The sequence below is a fragment of the Campylobacter concisus genome (assembly GCF_001298465.1).
GTDB classification, from domain to species: domain Bacteria; phylum Campylobacterota; class Campylobacteria; order Campylobacterales; family Campylobacteraceae; genus Campylobacter_A; species Campylobacter_A concisus.
Genome location: NZ_CP012541.1, coordinates 225,924 through 241,152, shown reverse-complemented (window position 1 = coordinate 241,152; position 15,229 = coordinate 225,924). Strand labels below are relative to the sequence as shown.

Annotated in this window: 16 protein-coding genes; 8 read left to right on the top strand and 8 right to left on the bottom strand. The window is 37.4% G+C overall.

Features of this window, described 5'->3' with window-relative positions; all coding sequences use genetic code 11:
- Window positions 1–131: 131 nt before the first annotated feature.
- The 8 genes from CCON33237_RS09410 to ccoG all read right to left on the bottom strand — a co-directional run bounded on the left by CCON33237_RS09410 (window position 132) and on the right by ccoG (window position 8,998).
- Window positions 132–269: a diadenosine tetraphosphate hydrolase gene (locus CCON33237_RS09410; protein WP_081004419.1), complete on the bottom strand. Its 138-nt coding sequence runs from the start codon at window positions 267–269 to the stop codon at window positions 132–134.
- Window positions 270–965, bottom strand: a complete 696-nt coding sequence (locus CCON33237_RS01195; protein WP_236842015.1) for a tRNA 2-selenouridine synthase — start codon at window positions 963–965, stop codon at window positions 270–272. It lies immediately after the preceding gene.
- Window positions 966–992: 27 nt separating this feature from the next.
- The gene (locus CCON33237_RS01190; RefSeq protein WP_021090435.1) at window positions 993–1,220 is read right to left on the bottom strand and encodes a hypothetical protein; all 228 of its coding nucleotides are present in this window, start codon (window positions 1,218–1,220) and stop codon (window positions 993–995) included.
- A gap of 17 nt (window positions 1,221–1,237) precedes the next feature.
- Window positions 1,238–2,620, bottom strand: coding sequence for an efflux transporter outer membrane subunit (locus tag CCON33237_RS01185; protein ID WP_054196039.1), 1,383 nt, complete (start codon window positions 2,618–2,620; stop codon window positions 1,238–1,240).
- Window positions 2,610–5,735 (bottom strand): efflux RND transporter permease subunit, encoded by a 3,126-nt coding sequence (locus CCON33237_RS01180; protein WP_054196038.1) that lies wholly within the window; start codon window positions 5,733–5,735, stop codon window positions 2,610–2,612. The genes CCON33237_RS01185 and CCON33237_RS01180 overlap by 11 nt, the downstream gene beginning before the upstream one ends.
- A 10-nt stretch (window positions 5,736–5,745) precedes the next feature.
- Window positions 5,746–6,906: an efflux RND transporter periplasmic adaptor subunit gene (locus CCON33237_RS01175; RefSeq protein ID WP_054196037.1), complete on the bottom strand. Its 1,161-nt coding sequence runs from the start codon at window positions 6,904–6,906 to the stop codon at window positions 5,746–5,748.
- A gap of 108 nt (window positions 6,907–7,014) precedes the next feature.
- Complete coding sequence (locus tag CCON33237_RS01170; protein ID WP_236842023.1) at window positions 7,015–7,539, bottom strand: TetR/AcrR family transcriptional regulator C-terminal domain-containing protein; 525 nt, start codon at window positions 7,537–7,539, stop codon at window positions 7,015–7,017.
- A gap of 133 nt (window positions 7,540–7,672) precedes the next feature.
- On the bottom strand, window positions 7,673–8,998 hold the full coding sequence (gene ccoG, locus CCON33237_RS01165; protein ID WP_054196036.1) for a cytochrome c oxidase accessory protein CcoG: 1,326 nt from the start codon (window positions 8,996–8,998) through the stop codon (window positions 7,673–7,675).
- 138 nt (window positions 8,999–9,136) lie between these two features.
- Here ccoG and rpsU point away from each other — a divergent pair, with 138 nt between their 5' ends.
- From rpsU to CCON33237_RS01125, 8 genes are all read left to right on the top strand, one after another.
- Window positions 9,137–9,349 carry a 30S ribosomal protein S21 gene (rpsU, locus tag CCON33237_RS01160; RefSeq protein ID WP_009294994.1) on the top strand — a complete coding sequence of 71 codons (213 nt, stop codon included), beginning with the start codon at window positions 9,137–9,139 and terminating at the stop codon, window positions 9,347–9,349.
- A 103-nt stretch (window positions 9,350–9,452) separates the two neighbouring features.
- On the top strand, window positions 9,453–10,085 hold the full coding sequence (locus CCON33237_RS01155) for a hypothetical protein (RefSeq protein WP_054196035.1): 633 nt from the start codon (window positions 9,453–9,455) through the stop codon (window positions 10,083–10,085).
- Window positions 10,082–10,699 (top strand): UPF0323 family lipoprotein, encoded by a 618-nt coding sequence (locus CCON33237_RS01150; protein WP_054196034.1) that lies wholly within the window; start codon window positions 10,082–10,084, stop codon window positions 10,697–10,699. The genes CCON33237_RS01155 and CCON33237_RS01150 overlap by 4 nt, the downstream gene beginning before the upstream one ends.
- A gap of 3 nt (window positions 10,700–10,702) precedes the next feature.
- Window positions 10,703–11,884 carry a glutathionylspermidine synthase family protein gene (locus CCON33237_RS01145; RefSeq protein ID WP_054196033.1) on the top strand — a complete coding sequence of 394 codons (1,182 nt, stop codon included), beginning with the start codon at window positions 10,703–10,705 and terminating at the stop codon, window positions 11,882–11,884.
- A 2-nt stretch (window positions 11,885–11,886) separates the two neighbouring features.
- The gene (locus CCON33237_RS01140; RefSeq protein WP_054196032.1) at window positions 11,887–12,822 is read left to right on the top strand and encodes a D-2-hydroxyacid dehydrogenase; all 936 of its coding nucleotides are present in this window, start codon (window positions 11,887–11,889) and stop codon (window positions 12,820–12,822) included.
- Window positions 12,822–13,580, top strand: a complete 759-nt coding sequence (locus tag CCON33237_RS01135) for a hypothetical protein (protein WP_054196031.1) — start codon at window positions 12,822–12,824, stop codon at window positions 13,578–13,580. Before CCON33237_RS01140 ends, CCON33237_RS01135 begins: the two co-directional genes overlap by 1 nt.
- 16 nt (window positions 13,581–13,596) lie before the next feature.
- Window positions 13,597–14,094 carry a YajQ family cyclic di-GMP-binding protein gene (locus CCON33237_RS01130; protein ID WP_054196030.1) on the top strand — a complete coding sequence of 166 codons (498 nt, stop codon included), beginning with the start codon at window positions 13,597–13,599 and terminating at the stop codon, window positions 14,092–14,094.
- Between the two features lie 337 nt (window positions 14,095–14,431).
- Window positions 14,432–15,223, top strand: a complete 792-nt coding sequence (locus CCON33237_RS01125; protein ID WP_054197364.1) for a DUF2314 domain-containing protein — start codon at window positions 14,432–14,434, stop codon at window positions 15,221–15,223.
- The last annotated feature ends 6 nt before the right edge of the window (window positions 15,224–15,229 follow it).

The following is a 15,229-nucleotide window of genomic DNA, read 5'->3' as shown; positions in this document are numbered from 1 at the left end:
TTTGAAATTTTAGTTTGGATATTTTATTGTTATTGTATTTATAATATTATTAATTTATTATGTGCTGTTTGGGGTTTATTAAAATTTATTATGCAGATAAAAGTTTATTTCGGGTATTTTTATAACTTACTTTATTTATCATAAAGCTCATCAAGTCCATTTCTTTCATTCTCAAATACATTATGAAGCATTGCATAACTTGCATCAGCTATATCAATATAGTCTTTAAAGCAATTTATTAGCTCTTTATTTGATTTTTTAGTTAGCACTTACTTGTCCTTGTTTGCTTTTATAAATTTATTGTTTATTAGAATGAATTTGTTTCCACCACTTACTGGAACTATACTTTTTTTACTAAAGCTTATTCCCATTCCTTCATCTCCAAATAAGCCATATTTAGTGCTATATGTTTCATAATAAACATCTATGCTTATAGGAACTATTTCTCCATTATCATCTACATATAATTTTCCTAAATCTAAATATGGTTTTTCTTTGTTAAAATTTTCTAAGCCTATAAACTCAATTATTTTATTTATATAGACCTCAGAAGTTTTAGCTTTTTTACCAGTTTGGTTTTCATAATCTACCCAACGAGTGTAGTATTTTTTACCATTTGAAAGGGTTTGAGGGAATTTTTCATCTACCAACTTTGTATTTACAGCATAAAGACCGCCACCTAAATCTCTACCTTTTGTATTTTTTCTTAGCTCTTTTCTTTCAGCTTCTCTTCTCTCTATCTCATCAACAAATTTTTGATTAAATATATATACTCCACCATATTGTTTAGCTAAGTTTTCTAGTTCAGAGTTACTTATCTTTTTGTTTGCTTGATTAGCTGAGCAAGCTATTAAAAATATACTTGTTAGAAGTAGTAATATAAATGCGGTAAATTTCATAAATAAAATTTTAAAATAATTAATTAAAAATCTAAGAATTTCACATAATGAAGTCAAGAAGTTCATCTAAGGATTTTGTCCTTAGATGAAAGATTAAGATTTTTTGATCGCTCTAATAGGAATAACGAATATTGCTGCGATCACATAAAAGGCAATACAAAAAACAGCTGCCATCATAAATATCTCGCCGATATCATAAAAGCTTGACTCAAGCCTAAATGTATCCACGTAATTTATCGCAAACCATAATGCTACGCCAAGAGCGATAGCAAAAACAAAAAATCCCCAAGAAAACAAGAAATTTAATATCTTAGTTCCCAATTTCTCTCCTTTTTTAATTATTTTTCTAACTTAAAACCGCCACCAAAAGCTCTATAAACTTCGACTGCACTATCGACCTCATCAAGCTTAGCTGAGACATCTTGTAATTTTGCTTGAAGCAAATTCCTCTCCGCATCAAGAAGCTCTAAATGTCCAATGTAGCCAGCGTCATATTGCTCTTTAGCAAGCGAGTAAATTCTTTGTTGGGATTTTAGCAAATTTTTCACTTGTTCCAAAGAAATTTTTGCATTTTGCCTTGAAACAAGCGCATCTCTTACTTCGCCAAGAGCCGATTTTACCGCTGCTTCATAATTAACAGCGGCAATTTGTTCATTTGTTTTAGCCACTGCTACATTATTTTTTGTCCTACCAAAATCAAAAATTTTCTGTGCTAAAGAGCCTCCTATACTCCATGTATTAGCATTTCCAACAAAGATATTTTCAAAATCAATACTTGAAAAGCCAAAAAGTCCAGTCAGTGAAATGCTTGGAAAATACTCAGCCCTTGCAACACCAACAAGAGCATTTGTAGCTTTTAAATCAGCCAGTGCCTTTGCCACGTCGCTTCTTCTTAGCAAAATTTCAGAGCTAATGCCAGCACTTATCTCGGGAGAAGTTGGTAAATTTTGTGAGCTAGTAACAGCTCCATTTAAAATTTCATTATTACTTTTACCAGTCAAGATAGTTAGTGAGGTAATAGCCTTTGACTTTGCATTTAATATAGAAGTAAGATTGGTCTTAGCGCTTTCTACTGCTGCCTTGCTTTGCAAATAGGTCATCTCGTTTATGCTTCCAAGATCAAGCTGTGTTTTGCGAAGCGCTAGCGTGTCTTCATAAGTTTTTAAAGTCTCTCTTAGCACAGCTTCTTGCATATTTAATGAAACTAACGCAAAGTAGCTTTTTGCAACACTTGAGCTGATACTTAACCTCGCGCTATCGTAGTCAAATTTGGTTGCATTTAGGCTTTCTTCAGCTGCTGCTAAATTATTTCTTACCTTACCCCAAAGGTCTATCTCGTAGTTTAGCCCTAAATTTATATCTGATCTTCTATAACGAGTTTGTGGTTGTTTAGTATACGTTTCACCGCTACTTTTTGCTTTTTCGTAGCCTACATTTAAATTTATACCAGGAAGTAAATCTGCCTCAGCTACGCCAAGGCTTGCTTTTGCTTTCTCTAAATTTAAATAAGCAACACGTAAATTTGTATTTTTCTCAAGTGCATTTTCTACTAGAGAATTTAAATTTTCATCGTTAAATTCTCTCCACCAAAGATCCCTTATATCGCTTGTCTCATAAGTGTAAGTAGATGTGAAATTTGTATCTACATTTGGCATATCTGGACGAAATGAGCAACCAGCTAAAAACGCCGCCGTTATAAGTATAAACGCCTTATTTTTCATCTTTTTTTGCTCCCTTTTTCCAGTATTTCTCATTTAAATTTTCAAGCAAATAGTAAAACATTGGCACAAAAAATATAGCTATCGTCGTAGAAGCGATCATACCACCAACCACGCCAGTTCCTAATGAGTGGCGAGATGCAGCGCCTGCGCCTGTGCTTATAACCATCGGGAAGACGCCTAGAGTAAATGCGATTGATGTCATTACAATTGGTCTAAAGCGAAGTCTAGCTGCATTTATCGCTGAGTCAAATATACTCTTACCACTATCACGCTCTTGCATTGCAAACTCTACGATCAAAATGGCATTTTTAGCCGCTAGACCAATAAGCAACAAGAGTCCGATCTCAAAGTAGATATCATTTGTTAGCCCTCTTATCCAGACTGCTAGCAATGAGCCAAATACCGCAAATGGTACGGCTGTGATGACTGCAAGCGGGATGAGCCATCTTTCGTACTGAGCTGCAAGGATCAAAAAGACAAAGATCATACCAAAGATAAAGGCAACCGTACCCGTTCCTTGAGAATTTACCTCTTGATACGCCGTTCCCGCCCAGCTTATAGCGTAGTCTTCGCTACTTAGCGTGTCATTTACGACCTCTTGGATCGCTCTGATCGCATCGCCTGACGTGTAGCCAGGTTTTGGATCACCCATGATCTTAGCTGATGGAAAGAGGTTAAATCTATCAACGATATCAGGTCCAATCGTTCTTGTAAGTGTTGCTACTGAATTTAGTGGCACCATACCGCCATCATATGAGCGGACGAAAATTTTTCTTAGATCCTCAGGATTATTTCTAAAACTTTCCTCAGCTCTTGCATATACTCGGTAAGATTTACCAGCAAGATTGAAGTCATTTATATAGTAAGAGCCAAAAGTAGCGCCTATCGTGCTAAAAATTTCACTCTCGCTTACACCAAATAATTTAGCTTTTTCTTTATCAACTGTTATCTTGAACTGACGATAATTTGTCTCAAGCGTGGTTCTGACATTTGTTAGTTCAGGCCTTGCATTGGCTATTGCTGATACTTTTCTAGCGTCTGCTTCTATCTCATTGTAGCTCTTGCCGCTTTTATTTTGCAGATACATCTCAAAGCCACCAGTCATTGATAGACCCATGATAGGTGGTAAATTTACAACAAATGTCATTGAGTTTTTTGAGCTCCAAAGCATACCATTAAACTGGCCAGCTAATGTATCAGCTCCATTGTTAGCACCTTTTCTCTCACTCCAATCTTTTAGCTTTATAAAGCTAACGGCTGAGTTTTCTCTAAGCGAGCTAGCTAGTATGTCATAACCTGCAAAAGCCATAGTGAACTCAACATTTGGATTGCTTAAAATGGCGTTGCTAATCGAGACTACTTCTTCTTTTGTCTTTAGCATATTTGTTGAAGGCGGAAGTGAGGTGATAACCATTAAAGCACCCTTGTCTTCTGAAGGCACAAGTCCTTTTGGCACAGCATCAAATAGCTTATAAGTGGCAAATCCTAAAATACCAATTACAATAAAGCTAATAATAATATGCCTTAAAATTTTAGCCACTCCGGCCGTAAAGAGTCTAGTGCTAAAGTCAAAGAAGTCGTTAAATTTCTGAACTATCCAAAATGGCTTGCTCTCTTGCTTCTTAAGCATAACCGCACAAAGCGCTGGCGTAAGAGTAAGAGCGACAAAGCCTGAGATACAAACAGAAACGACAAGTGTTAGAGCAAACTGCTTTTGTATAACGCCAACAAAACCCTCCATAAATGAAACTGGCACGAAAACTGCGCAAAGTACGAGTACGATAGAGATAACCGGAGTTTGCACCTCCTCCATCGCCTTAAATGTCGCATCTTTTACGCTTATTTCTTTATTTTCATGTAAAATTCTCTCGACATTTTCTATGACGATAATAGCGTCATCTACGACGATACCGATGGCAAGAACTAAGGCAAAAAGCGTGATCAAATTTATACTAAAGCCCATCACATAAAGTCCGCCAAATGTGCCTATGATAGAAACTGGCACAGCAAGCATCGGAATGATAGTCGCACGAAAATTTTTTAAGAAAAAGTACATTACGATTAAGACGAGTACCATCGCTTCAATAAAAGTTTTTATAACCTCATCAATTGAAACATCTATAAATTCTGTTGGATTGTAAGCTATGGTGTGCTCTAGTCCAACAGGATAAGTTTTCTTTAGCTCGTTAAGCTTTTCTTTTACAGCATTTGCGGTAGCAAGAGCATTCGCATCGTTTTGTAAAAATAGCAAAAGAGGAATAGCTGGTTTGCCGTTTAACATCGCGTCATTAGCATAGCTAGCTGCCCCAAGCTCTATGGTAGCTACATCTTTTAGCTTCAATACTGATCCATCAGAACTTTTAATTATTATATCGCCAAACTGGGCTGCATTTTTAAGACGTCCATCGGTACGAACAGAATAAACATAAGGATTACCACCATCCGATGGCTGTTCGCCTATCTTGCCAGCAGCGTATTGTGAGTTTTGAATTTTTACTTGAGAAATGACGTCACTTGGAGTTAGTTTAAAATGAGCTAGTCTATCTGGCTTTAGCCAAATTCTCATAGAATACTCTTTAGTACCTATCAATACTGTATCACCTATACCACTAACCCTTTTTATCTCATCAGCAATATTTAAATTTACATAGTTATATAGTTCGATCAAATCCATATTTGGATTTGTAAAGCCAACAACCTGAAGGATTGAGCCGCTTCTTTCGCGCACTGTTACGCCCATATTTTGCACTTCTTGGGGCAGTCTTGAAAGGGCAGCTTGCACGCGGTTATTTACATCGATCGTAGCTTGTTTTGACGATGAGCCGATCTTAAAATATACGCTTATATTCATCGTACCTGCTGAGCTTGAGGTGCTTTGCATATAAAGCATATTCTCAACGCCATTTATCTGATCTTCGATTGCACTTGCGACTGAGTCAGCGATAGTCTGCGCATCAGCACCGCTATATGTCGCACTTACAGAGACAGTAGGTGGAGTAAGACTTGGATACTCCTCTATTGGAAGTCCCTTGATACCCATAAAACCTGCTATAACTATAATGATAGATATAACAGTCGCAAATATCGGGCGGTTTATGAAAAATCTTGAAAACATCTATCTGCCTTTACTTGCTACTTGTAGCGTTTGCATCTTTGCCGTTTATAAATTCCGTACTTAGGTCTTTATCAGTTTCAACTGGTGCACCAACTCCAATTTTAAGGAAATTATTAACGATTATCTTATCACCATCTTCAAGGCCTTCAGTGACTGCTACCATATTTTTTGTTTGATATCCTGTTTTTACATTTTTTTGGCTTACTTGGCCATCTTTTACGACTAAAACATAAGTGTTTGTAGTGCTTTGCTGAAGGGCAACTTGCGGGATGTTAAAGGCATTTTTTTGAACAAAGCCGCTCATCTTTATATGACCAAACGCACCTGGTAAAATTTTACCTTCACTATTATCAAAACTAGCCTTTGCCAAAACGCTACCAGTTGCAGTATTTACGACGTTATCTATAAAATTTACTTTACCATTAAAATTTTCGCCATTGACACTTAACACAGCGTCACTATTTAGCTGCTGCCATGAGCCGTTATCCAAATTTGTCTTTCTAGTTAGATTATCCACATCAGCGATATAAAATTCTGCTTCAATAGGATTTATTTTTGTAAGCCTTACAAGTTTTGTTTGGTTTGCTACGACAAGCGAGCCAACATCTACTTGGTTATCACCCACTACGCCGTCAAATGGCGCTGTAATAGTCGTGTATCCTAGATCGATTTTCGCATTTTTTAAATTTGCTTTTGCGCTTACTAAATTCGCATTTGCAATATCATAGGCTGCAACTGCTGCGTCATAGTCTTTTTGAGAAACTGCATTTTTCTTATAAAGGGCAGAAATTCTTTTAAACTCGGTCTCGGCATTTTTTAAATTTGCATTTGCTACTCCAACAGAGGCATCAAGTGAGTCAAAGCTAGCTTGATATTTTTCTGGATCTATCAAAAATAACTTATCGCCCGCTTTTACTTTACTTCCTGGCTTGAAAAACTGCTTTATGATAGTTCCGCCAACTTTTGGATAGATAATAACATCTTGACTACTTGTAACCGTTGCGGTGTAATCAAAACTAATAGGCATGTCTGTTTTTTGTGCGGTAAAAATATCCACGTGAGATAGTGGCATCTGGCGACCTGCAGCAGCCTTTTTATCGCCACTCTCAAAGCACCCAGAAAATAAAAAAACGGCAGCTGAAAGCACAAGAAAACTTTTAAATTTCAACATAAAAACCCCTCTTAATTTTAAATTTTAATATCATATTTAGTTTTTGTAATAATTGTTACAAAAATTTAAAGTTCTCGATTCTATTAGAAAACAAATAAAAAGTCAATTTTATTTTTTACTAATTCCATTTAAAAACAACTCAACACACAAGCCAACATGCTTTTTACGCTCTTTTTCACTAAGCTTTGGTTCTTCATTTATCAAAAGCGAATCGTAGTAATAAGCTCCTATCACACTTTGTATAAAGTACTTTGTAGCAAATTTGGCTGAAAATTTTGAGTCAAGCTTGGCTTTTACTTCGTCTCTTTCAAAGAAATTTATAAGCACAAGATCGATCTTTTTTAAGATTTGATCCAAAAACGTCTTACCAAGTTTGCCACCATTTTTAGAACCCTCGCTCATCATTATCCTACCAAGAGAGATATGCCTTTTACTGCAAGTAATAGAAAATATTATGGTTGCAAATTTGGTTAAAAATTCCTCCAAGCTGTGGGAAATTTTAAGATCTATTTTCTCATCGATCTCTTTTATAAGGCTATCTATCTCTTGCTCAACGATCGCCTCAAAAAGCCCCTCTTTGTTCTCAAAAAATGTATAAATGCTAGAAAGCGATCCGCCACTTATCGCTACAATGTCGCTTAAGCTTGTCTTTTCGTATCCTTTTTCTAAAAATAGCTCAAGTGCTGTTTTTTACGATAAGTTCGTATCTTTTTTTACCCTTTTCTGAGATTGCCATCTTGCTTCCTGTTAAATTTTTGCCATTTTATCATCTTTTAGGATAGATAAAAGTACTTTGCCTTTGCACGCTGATAGCTGGCTCATCGGTAGCATAGGCTTTTATATTTATATGTTTTAAAAGATCTTTATCGCTTAAATTTTCATTTTTTGATTTTAGCGTGACAATGACTCGTTGTTTTGCGCCAGCTTTTAATATAAATGGCTTATTTGGACGAGAAATTTCTATATTCTTATCATCTACTTCAAAGTAAAATGCGTGCTCTTTATTTTGTGTGTTCTGCACCAAAAATACGTAAGAATTTTCAACTTCATTTTCGCCTAAAATTTTATAAAGCTCACTTGTTCTATTTATGTTTAAAAGCATACTTTCTTTTTTGCCACTCATCAATACTCCAGCTGTCAAAACAATGCCCAAAATGACAAGATAAGCAACCGTTCTAAAGCGTAAAATTTTGACTCTTTTTTGCTCTTTTATAGAGTTTATACTTCTCCACTCAATAAGTGAACTTTCATCAAAATGCTTCATCACTTTAGCGCAAGCATCGCTACACTCTAGACAATTTATACATTCAAGCTGCATACCTTTTCTTATATCAATGTGCGTTGGACATACTCTTACGCACGCCTCGCAGCCAGTACACAGCGCGCCCTCTTCTTTTGGCTTTTTAAATTTCTCTTTTCCGTTATAGATTACGCCGCCTCTTTTTTGATTGTAAATAACTTGGATCGTATCGTTATCAAACATCACTGATTGCACCCTAGCGTAAGGACAGACATAAATGCAAAAATTTTCTTTTAAAATGATGACATCATAAACTAACCAAATAGCGATAACAAGCCAAAATGCAAGCAAAACTCCATGTTCGCTTGGCTCTTTTAAATAAGCAAAAAAATCAAGCGGTGGCACAAAATACCATAAAAAATTTGCCGAAATAATAAGAGCTAAAATACACCAAATTCCAACTGCTAAAGCACGCTTTAAAATTTGTCCTTTTGGCTCATTTTGCTTATTTTGGATATTTTTTCTGATCTTTAAAATTTTAGTTTGCAAAAGATCACGAAATATCGTTCTAAAAATAGTTTGCGGACAGCTCCAACCGCACCAAACGCGCCCTGCAAGTGTCGTTAGAAAAAATATGCTTAAGAACAAAATAATAAATAAAAATGGCAACAAATAAAGCTCTTGCATATCAAATTTTGTAAAAAAGAGATCAACTCTACTTTTATCAAAACTTAGCAAAAATAACTGCGCATCATTTACTCTGATAAATGGCAAAACAAAGACAAATAGCGTAATACAGGCAAAAAAAATGTAACGCCTCTTGGCATAGCTAAGATGAAAATCCTTTGACATAATAAGCCTTTTTTGAAATTTTATGATTATAAAGCTTATGGCATTAAAAGAGTTTTAAAAAAAAATAGTTAAAAGCTTAAATTTATGAAAATTAAACTATACTCACGGCTTATTTTAATCTGAAAGGTGGTGAGGACGTTGCCTGGTATTAAGGTACATCCTAACGAGTCATTTGACGAGGGTTACAGAAAGTTTAAAAAACAAACTGACCGTAACTTAGTAGTAACTGAAGCAAGAGCTAGACGCTTCTTTGAGCCTAAAACTGAGATCCGCAAGAAACAAAAAATTGCTGCTCGCAAGAAAATGCTTAAACGTCTTTATATGCTTAGACGCTACGAGTCAAGACTCTAAAACCAAGACAAAGAGGGCTTTGCTCTCTTTGTTTAACTCTTCTTTTAGCCTTATTTTTTTATAATCAAAGCAAATTTTTTATTTTATTTTAAACGGAAATTCGATGCAAAAGCTAGCTATAAATGAAGCTGCAGAAATTTTAGGCATAACAAAAGAGGCAGTCTATAATAGAATCCGCCGTGGTTCGATAAATACAGTCATTGAAAATGGTACAAAATTTGTCATCCTTGATGAGAAACCAAGTAGCGAAAAGGCCACAAAATCTACTCCAAAAAGCATAAAAACCAAATCCCAAAATGATGAGTTTGTAAATTATTTGCTAAATGAGTTAAGCGAGTTAAAGAGCTTAAATTTAAACTTACAGGCTGATAAAGATAGGCTTTTTAAAGAAAAGGAGCAGATGCTAATCGAGCGAAAAAATGAAATTTTGCAAATTTATAAAGATAGAGATGAAAAGCTCATGCAGTTTCTAAATGCTATGCAAAGGCCACTTTTAGCACAAAAAAACGACGATATACCAAATAATGAAGCGATAGAGGCCGAAATAGAAAATGAATCAAAATGGATAAATTTAAGCGAGTACTTAAAGGAGCTAAATTTAAAGCCAAAAGCTACAAAAAAGGTCAGTGAAAAGATAATAAAAAACATACACCACTCCAAATTTATAAAATTTAAAAGAGGCGTGATACTTGTTAGAAAACATAAAAATTTAAAAGAGTTGATAGGAGAGATATGAAACACATTAAAAAAATAGCTACTTATGCTGCGGTGGGCGGATTTGGTGCGATCGTTATGGCAGGTCTTGCTGGTTGCGGCAGTGACAATGGCGGTGATGAAAACGCACTAAATGAGGTTGCACAAAAAAATGGTGCCTTTGTCATCATCGAAGAGAGCGCGCCTGGAGTTTATAAAATTTTAGAAGAGTATCCAAGTACTGAAACTAGAGTTGTACTAAAAGACATAAACGGTACTGAGCGTGTGCTAAGCAAAGACGAGATCGATAAGCTCCTAGCTCAAGCAAATGCAAATATTGACAATGGCACTTCAAATTTAACAAAAACGAGCGACGCACAGCTAAGTAGCGGCGGTCTAAGCCTTGGTGAGACGATACTTGCCTCTGCTGCTGGAGCGATACTTGGTAGCTGGATAGGTAGCAAGCTTTTTGGAAATCAAAATTTCCAAGCTACTCGTCAAAATTCTTACAAAAATCCAAGCGCATACACAAGAAGCGTTGATAGCTTTAATAAGCAAAAAGCGGCAAATTCTGCCGCAAGAAGTAGTGGTGGCAAGAGTGGATTTTTCGGTGGTGGATCAAAATCAAGCTCTAGCTCATCAAGCTTTGGAGGCTGAAAAATGATAAATTTAAAAAAAATCACGCCATTAAATAACGAATTTATGGAGAAAATCGGCTTTGCATGGCATACAGATAACGATAACAGCTCATATATCGCAGATGAGATCGTGCAGGTAAAAGCAAGCGAGGCAGATGCTTATTGTGAAGCAGCAAATGAGCTATACGATATGTATGTAAATGCCGCTCAGTACGTCATTGACAACAACCTTTTTCACGAAATAGGCATACCATTTAACCTAGTAGATATCATCAAAAATAGCTGGGAAAATGACGTTCACTGGCACCTTTACGGCAGATTTGATCTAGCAGGCGGACTTGATGGCAAGCCGATAAAACTGATTGAATTTAACGCCGATACGCCAACGGCAGTCTTTGAGACGGCGATCATTCAGTGGGCGATGCTAAAGCTAAATCACATGGACGAAGCAGAGCAATTTAATAACCTTTACGAAGCTCTAAAGCAAAATTTTAAACGCCTTATCACTCTTGGCGACGATAATGTAAATTTTGAGGATGTTTACGAGGGTTGGGGGATACTCTTTAGCTCTATCGCTGGTAGTATCGAGGATGAGCAAACCGTAAAATTACTACAATACATCGCAAAAGAGGCTGGCTTTGAAACAGACTTTGCCTACGTTGACGAGGTCGTTTTCAATGATGACGAGGGCATTTTTAAAGGCGATGAAAATTTCGAGTACTGGTTTAAGCTTGTCCCTTGGGAGAGCATAGCGATCGATGAGGGCGAGCTGGCTCTCATACTCTCAAACATCATCAAAAACCAAAAAGCTATCATCATAAATCCAGCCTACACGCTGCTTTTCCAAAGCAAGGGGATTTTAAAAATCCTTTGGGATCTATATCCTAATCATCCGCTCTTGCTTGAAACCTCAAATGAGCCGCTAAAAGGCAAAAAATATGTGAAAAAGCCGGTATTTGGCAGAGAAGGCGCAAACGTCTCAATACACGATGAAAACGGCGCACAAATAGCAAGTAATGACGGCGAATACGACTCAAACAAAGCCATCTATCAAGAATTTTACGAGTTTAATCAAGATGAGAGAGGCGAGAGCTACCAAGCTGGCGTATTTTACGCTTATGAAGCGTGCGCACTTGGATATAGAAAGGGCGGTAAAATTTTAGATAACTACTCTAAATTTGTAGGACATTTCATTAAGGACTAAAGATGAAGATCGTTTGTTTAGACGCGGCCACGCTGGGAGAAAACGTAGATCTTAGTGTTTTTAAGAAATTTGGCGAGTTTATCAGCTACCAAAAAACCAAAAGCGATGAGGTCGTGCCCCGTCTAAAGGGCGTTGATGTCGTCATCACAAACAAGGTCGTCATCAACAAAGCCGTAATGGACGCGACAAATTTAAAGCTTATCTGCATAAGCGCAACTGGGATGAATAATGTCGATCTAGAGCATGCAAAAGTTAAAAATATAGCTGTTAAAAACGTTGCTGGCTACTCAACCGCAAGCGTAGTGCAGCACACATTTGCCTTACTTTTTGAGCTAACAAATCGCATCAAATTTTATGATGAATACGTAAAAAGTGGCGAGTGGGTGAAGAGTGAAATTTTTACCTATCTTGGTGCAGATATCAGCGAGATCGCTGGCAAAGAATTTGGCATCATCGGACTTGGCGAGATAGGGCACAGCGTGGCGGCAGTGGCGCGTGCATTTGGTGCAAACGTGAGCTACTACTCAACAAGCGGAGCAAATAAAAATAGCGAATTTAAGCAAAAAAGCTTAGACGAGCTACTAAGGAGCAGTAACATCATCAGCATACACGCACCGCTAAATGAAAAGACTAGAAATTTACTAGGCGCAAACGAGATAAATTTGCTAAAAGATGAGGCGATAGTGCTAAATTTAGGACGTGGCGGCATAGTGGATGAAGCGGCGATGGCAAGGGCGATAGATGAGAGAAATTTACGCTTTGGTACGGACGTTTTAGAAAGCGAGCCAATGAGCGAAAATAGCCTATTTTTAAATGTAAAGAATAAAGAAAATCTACTCATCACTCCGCACGTAGCATGGGGCAGCTTGGAGGCTAGAAAGACACTCATCACAAAGATCGTCGCAAACATTGAAAATTTCATCAATGAGAGCAAGTAATGGGCTATGATATAAGCTATCACGCCATTAGCGAAGATGAAATTTCAAAGTGGTATTTTGAGGCACTTGAGCTTGTAAGGGCTGGTAAATTTGACGAGGTTTTAGCGCTTGCTAGCAAAGCTGGCGTAGAGGAATTTTACACACAAAAGTACAAAGATACACTAAGCGCTGCGTTGCAGTATAAAGACGATGAAATTTTTAACAAAACTCACGGCTTTTGTATCGCCGTCACACAAGGATTTTTTAGAAAGTATTTCTACACTCGGGGCACAGCGCTAAGCTCTTTGGCACAGCAAAATGAGAAATTTAAAAACTACATTAGTAACTGGCGAGAAATTTTACCAAGTAAGTTTTTGGATAAATTTAGTGGCGAAATTTATAATGAGATCACCGAAAACTACTGTTGTGGCGCTTATGTGAGCGCTAAAAACGTAGCTAAACTAAAGGCTGACTATGAGGCAGATGGCGAGATAAAAGGGGCGATTGATGGCTTTTACGCGCAAAATTTACCTACATTTTTAGATGCTCTAAACTACGCATGCGAGCTAGAAACAGGCTTGCTTGAGGCCACAGAGGTCGTGGAGCCAAATCCACTTGATCTAAACAAATCAAGCTCATATTCAAACCTCTTTAACTGCGATCCAAAGGGCGCTATCATCTACGCACAGACCGCAGTGCAGCAGATTGACGAGGCCATAAATCAAGAAGAGACTGGCAAAAAGTCGCTTTTTGAGAAGATCAAAGGGCTATTTAAATAAATTTGAAAGGATAAAAATGGCAACTGAGCATAGTTTTGATATAAGTGCTGAGGTCGATATGATGGAGGTTAAAAACGCTCTTGAGACGGCGAAAAAAGAGATTGCTGCGAGGTATGACTTTAAAGGACTTGCGGCCGAGGTCGAGCTAAATGAAAAGGAGAAATTTATCACGCTTCTTAGCTCAAGCGACAACAAGATAGACGCGCTAGAAGACATCGTGATCTCAAAGCTCATCAAGCGCAACATCCCACCAGTGGCGATCACAGAGACAAAAAGAGAGCCAGCAAGCGGTGGAAATTTAAAAGCGACGCTAAAACTAAACGACACACTTGACGCTGAAAACTCAAAAAAGATTACTAAAGCAATCAAAGACTCAAAGATCAAGGTGAGCGCGCAGATCAGGGGCGAAGAGATCAGAGTAACAAGCAAAAGCATAGACGATCTGCAGGAGTGTATAAAGCTGGTGAGGGGGCTAAATTTAGAACTTCCAATAAGCTTTAAAAACCTAAAATAACGGCCTCTCGTGAGTGCCTTTAAATGAGCTAGAAAAATTTTCACTCCGCAGGCTGTATGCCTAGCGCACGCTTATTTTTTCGTCGCAACATTTAAATCCATCTCACGACATTTTTGTTTAAATTTGAAATTGGTAGGCTAAATTTTTGAAATCGCCTCGCCTAATTTTGCGAAATGGTTGCGTGACTTTTATATTTAAAATTTTGTAGGATTTTGGGCTAAATTTGAGAAATTTCGCATGATTTTTGTATTTAAAATTTGTCGAATTTATGAGTGAAATTTACCTTATCATTTTGTATTCAAATTTGATCTATCTAAAATTAAAAAAGGACAAAAAAATGAGCTTTTTTAAGAAAATTCTCGGTAAACAAATCGATCTTGGCAAGCAAATGCCGATCTATTTTGTAAGTAGCGACGAAGACTATATGCAGCGTGCGTTTGAGCAGGCCAGAGAGAGCTTTAGATATTTTTGGCGTGAGGTCTACTGGGAGCGCCGCAGGATCGTACCAGCACTTGACTATGCGATGGTAAAAATTTGCTTTTTAGATGTCGTAAATGGCGAAGAAGTTGGCGAGCACATGTGGATAGACGATGTGGAATTTGACGGCGAAACGATATATGGTACGCTCATAAATGAGCCTGATAGCGTGCAAAACGTGAAATTAGGCGACCAAATAAGCGCAAAGATAGACGAGATGAGTGACTGGCTCTTTTCGATAGATGGACGCGCATACGGCGGATTTAGCGTGCAGGCGATGCGCTCACGCATGCAAAAGAAAGAGCTAAAAGAGCACGATAAAGAGTGGGGGCTTGATTTTGGCGATTTTAACGATATTTTGGTAGTTTACGAGCAAAAAGAGCACCCTGAAAATTTGATAGAGCATCCAATGAGCAAAAATACGTATGAGCAAGTAAAGCAATATATAAAAGAGCACCCAAATATGGTCACAGACGCTGATGAGTTTGGCTATACGCAACTTCACAACGAGGCGATCGCTGGAAATTTAAATCTTGTAAATTTTTTGCTAGAAAACGGCGCTGATAAAAACGCCCGCACAAAAAGTGGCAAAACAGCGGCTGATTTTGCTGAGAATTTGGGCTGGAGCGAAATCGCGAAGGTGCTTGGATAGTTAAAT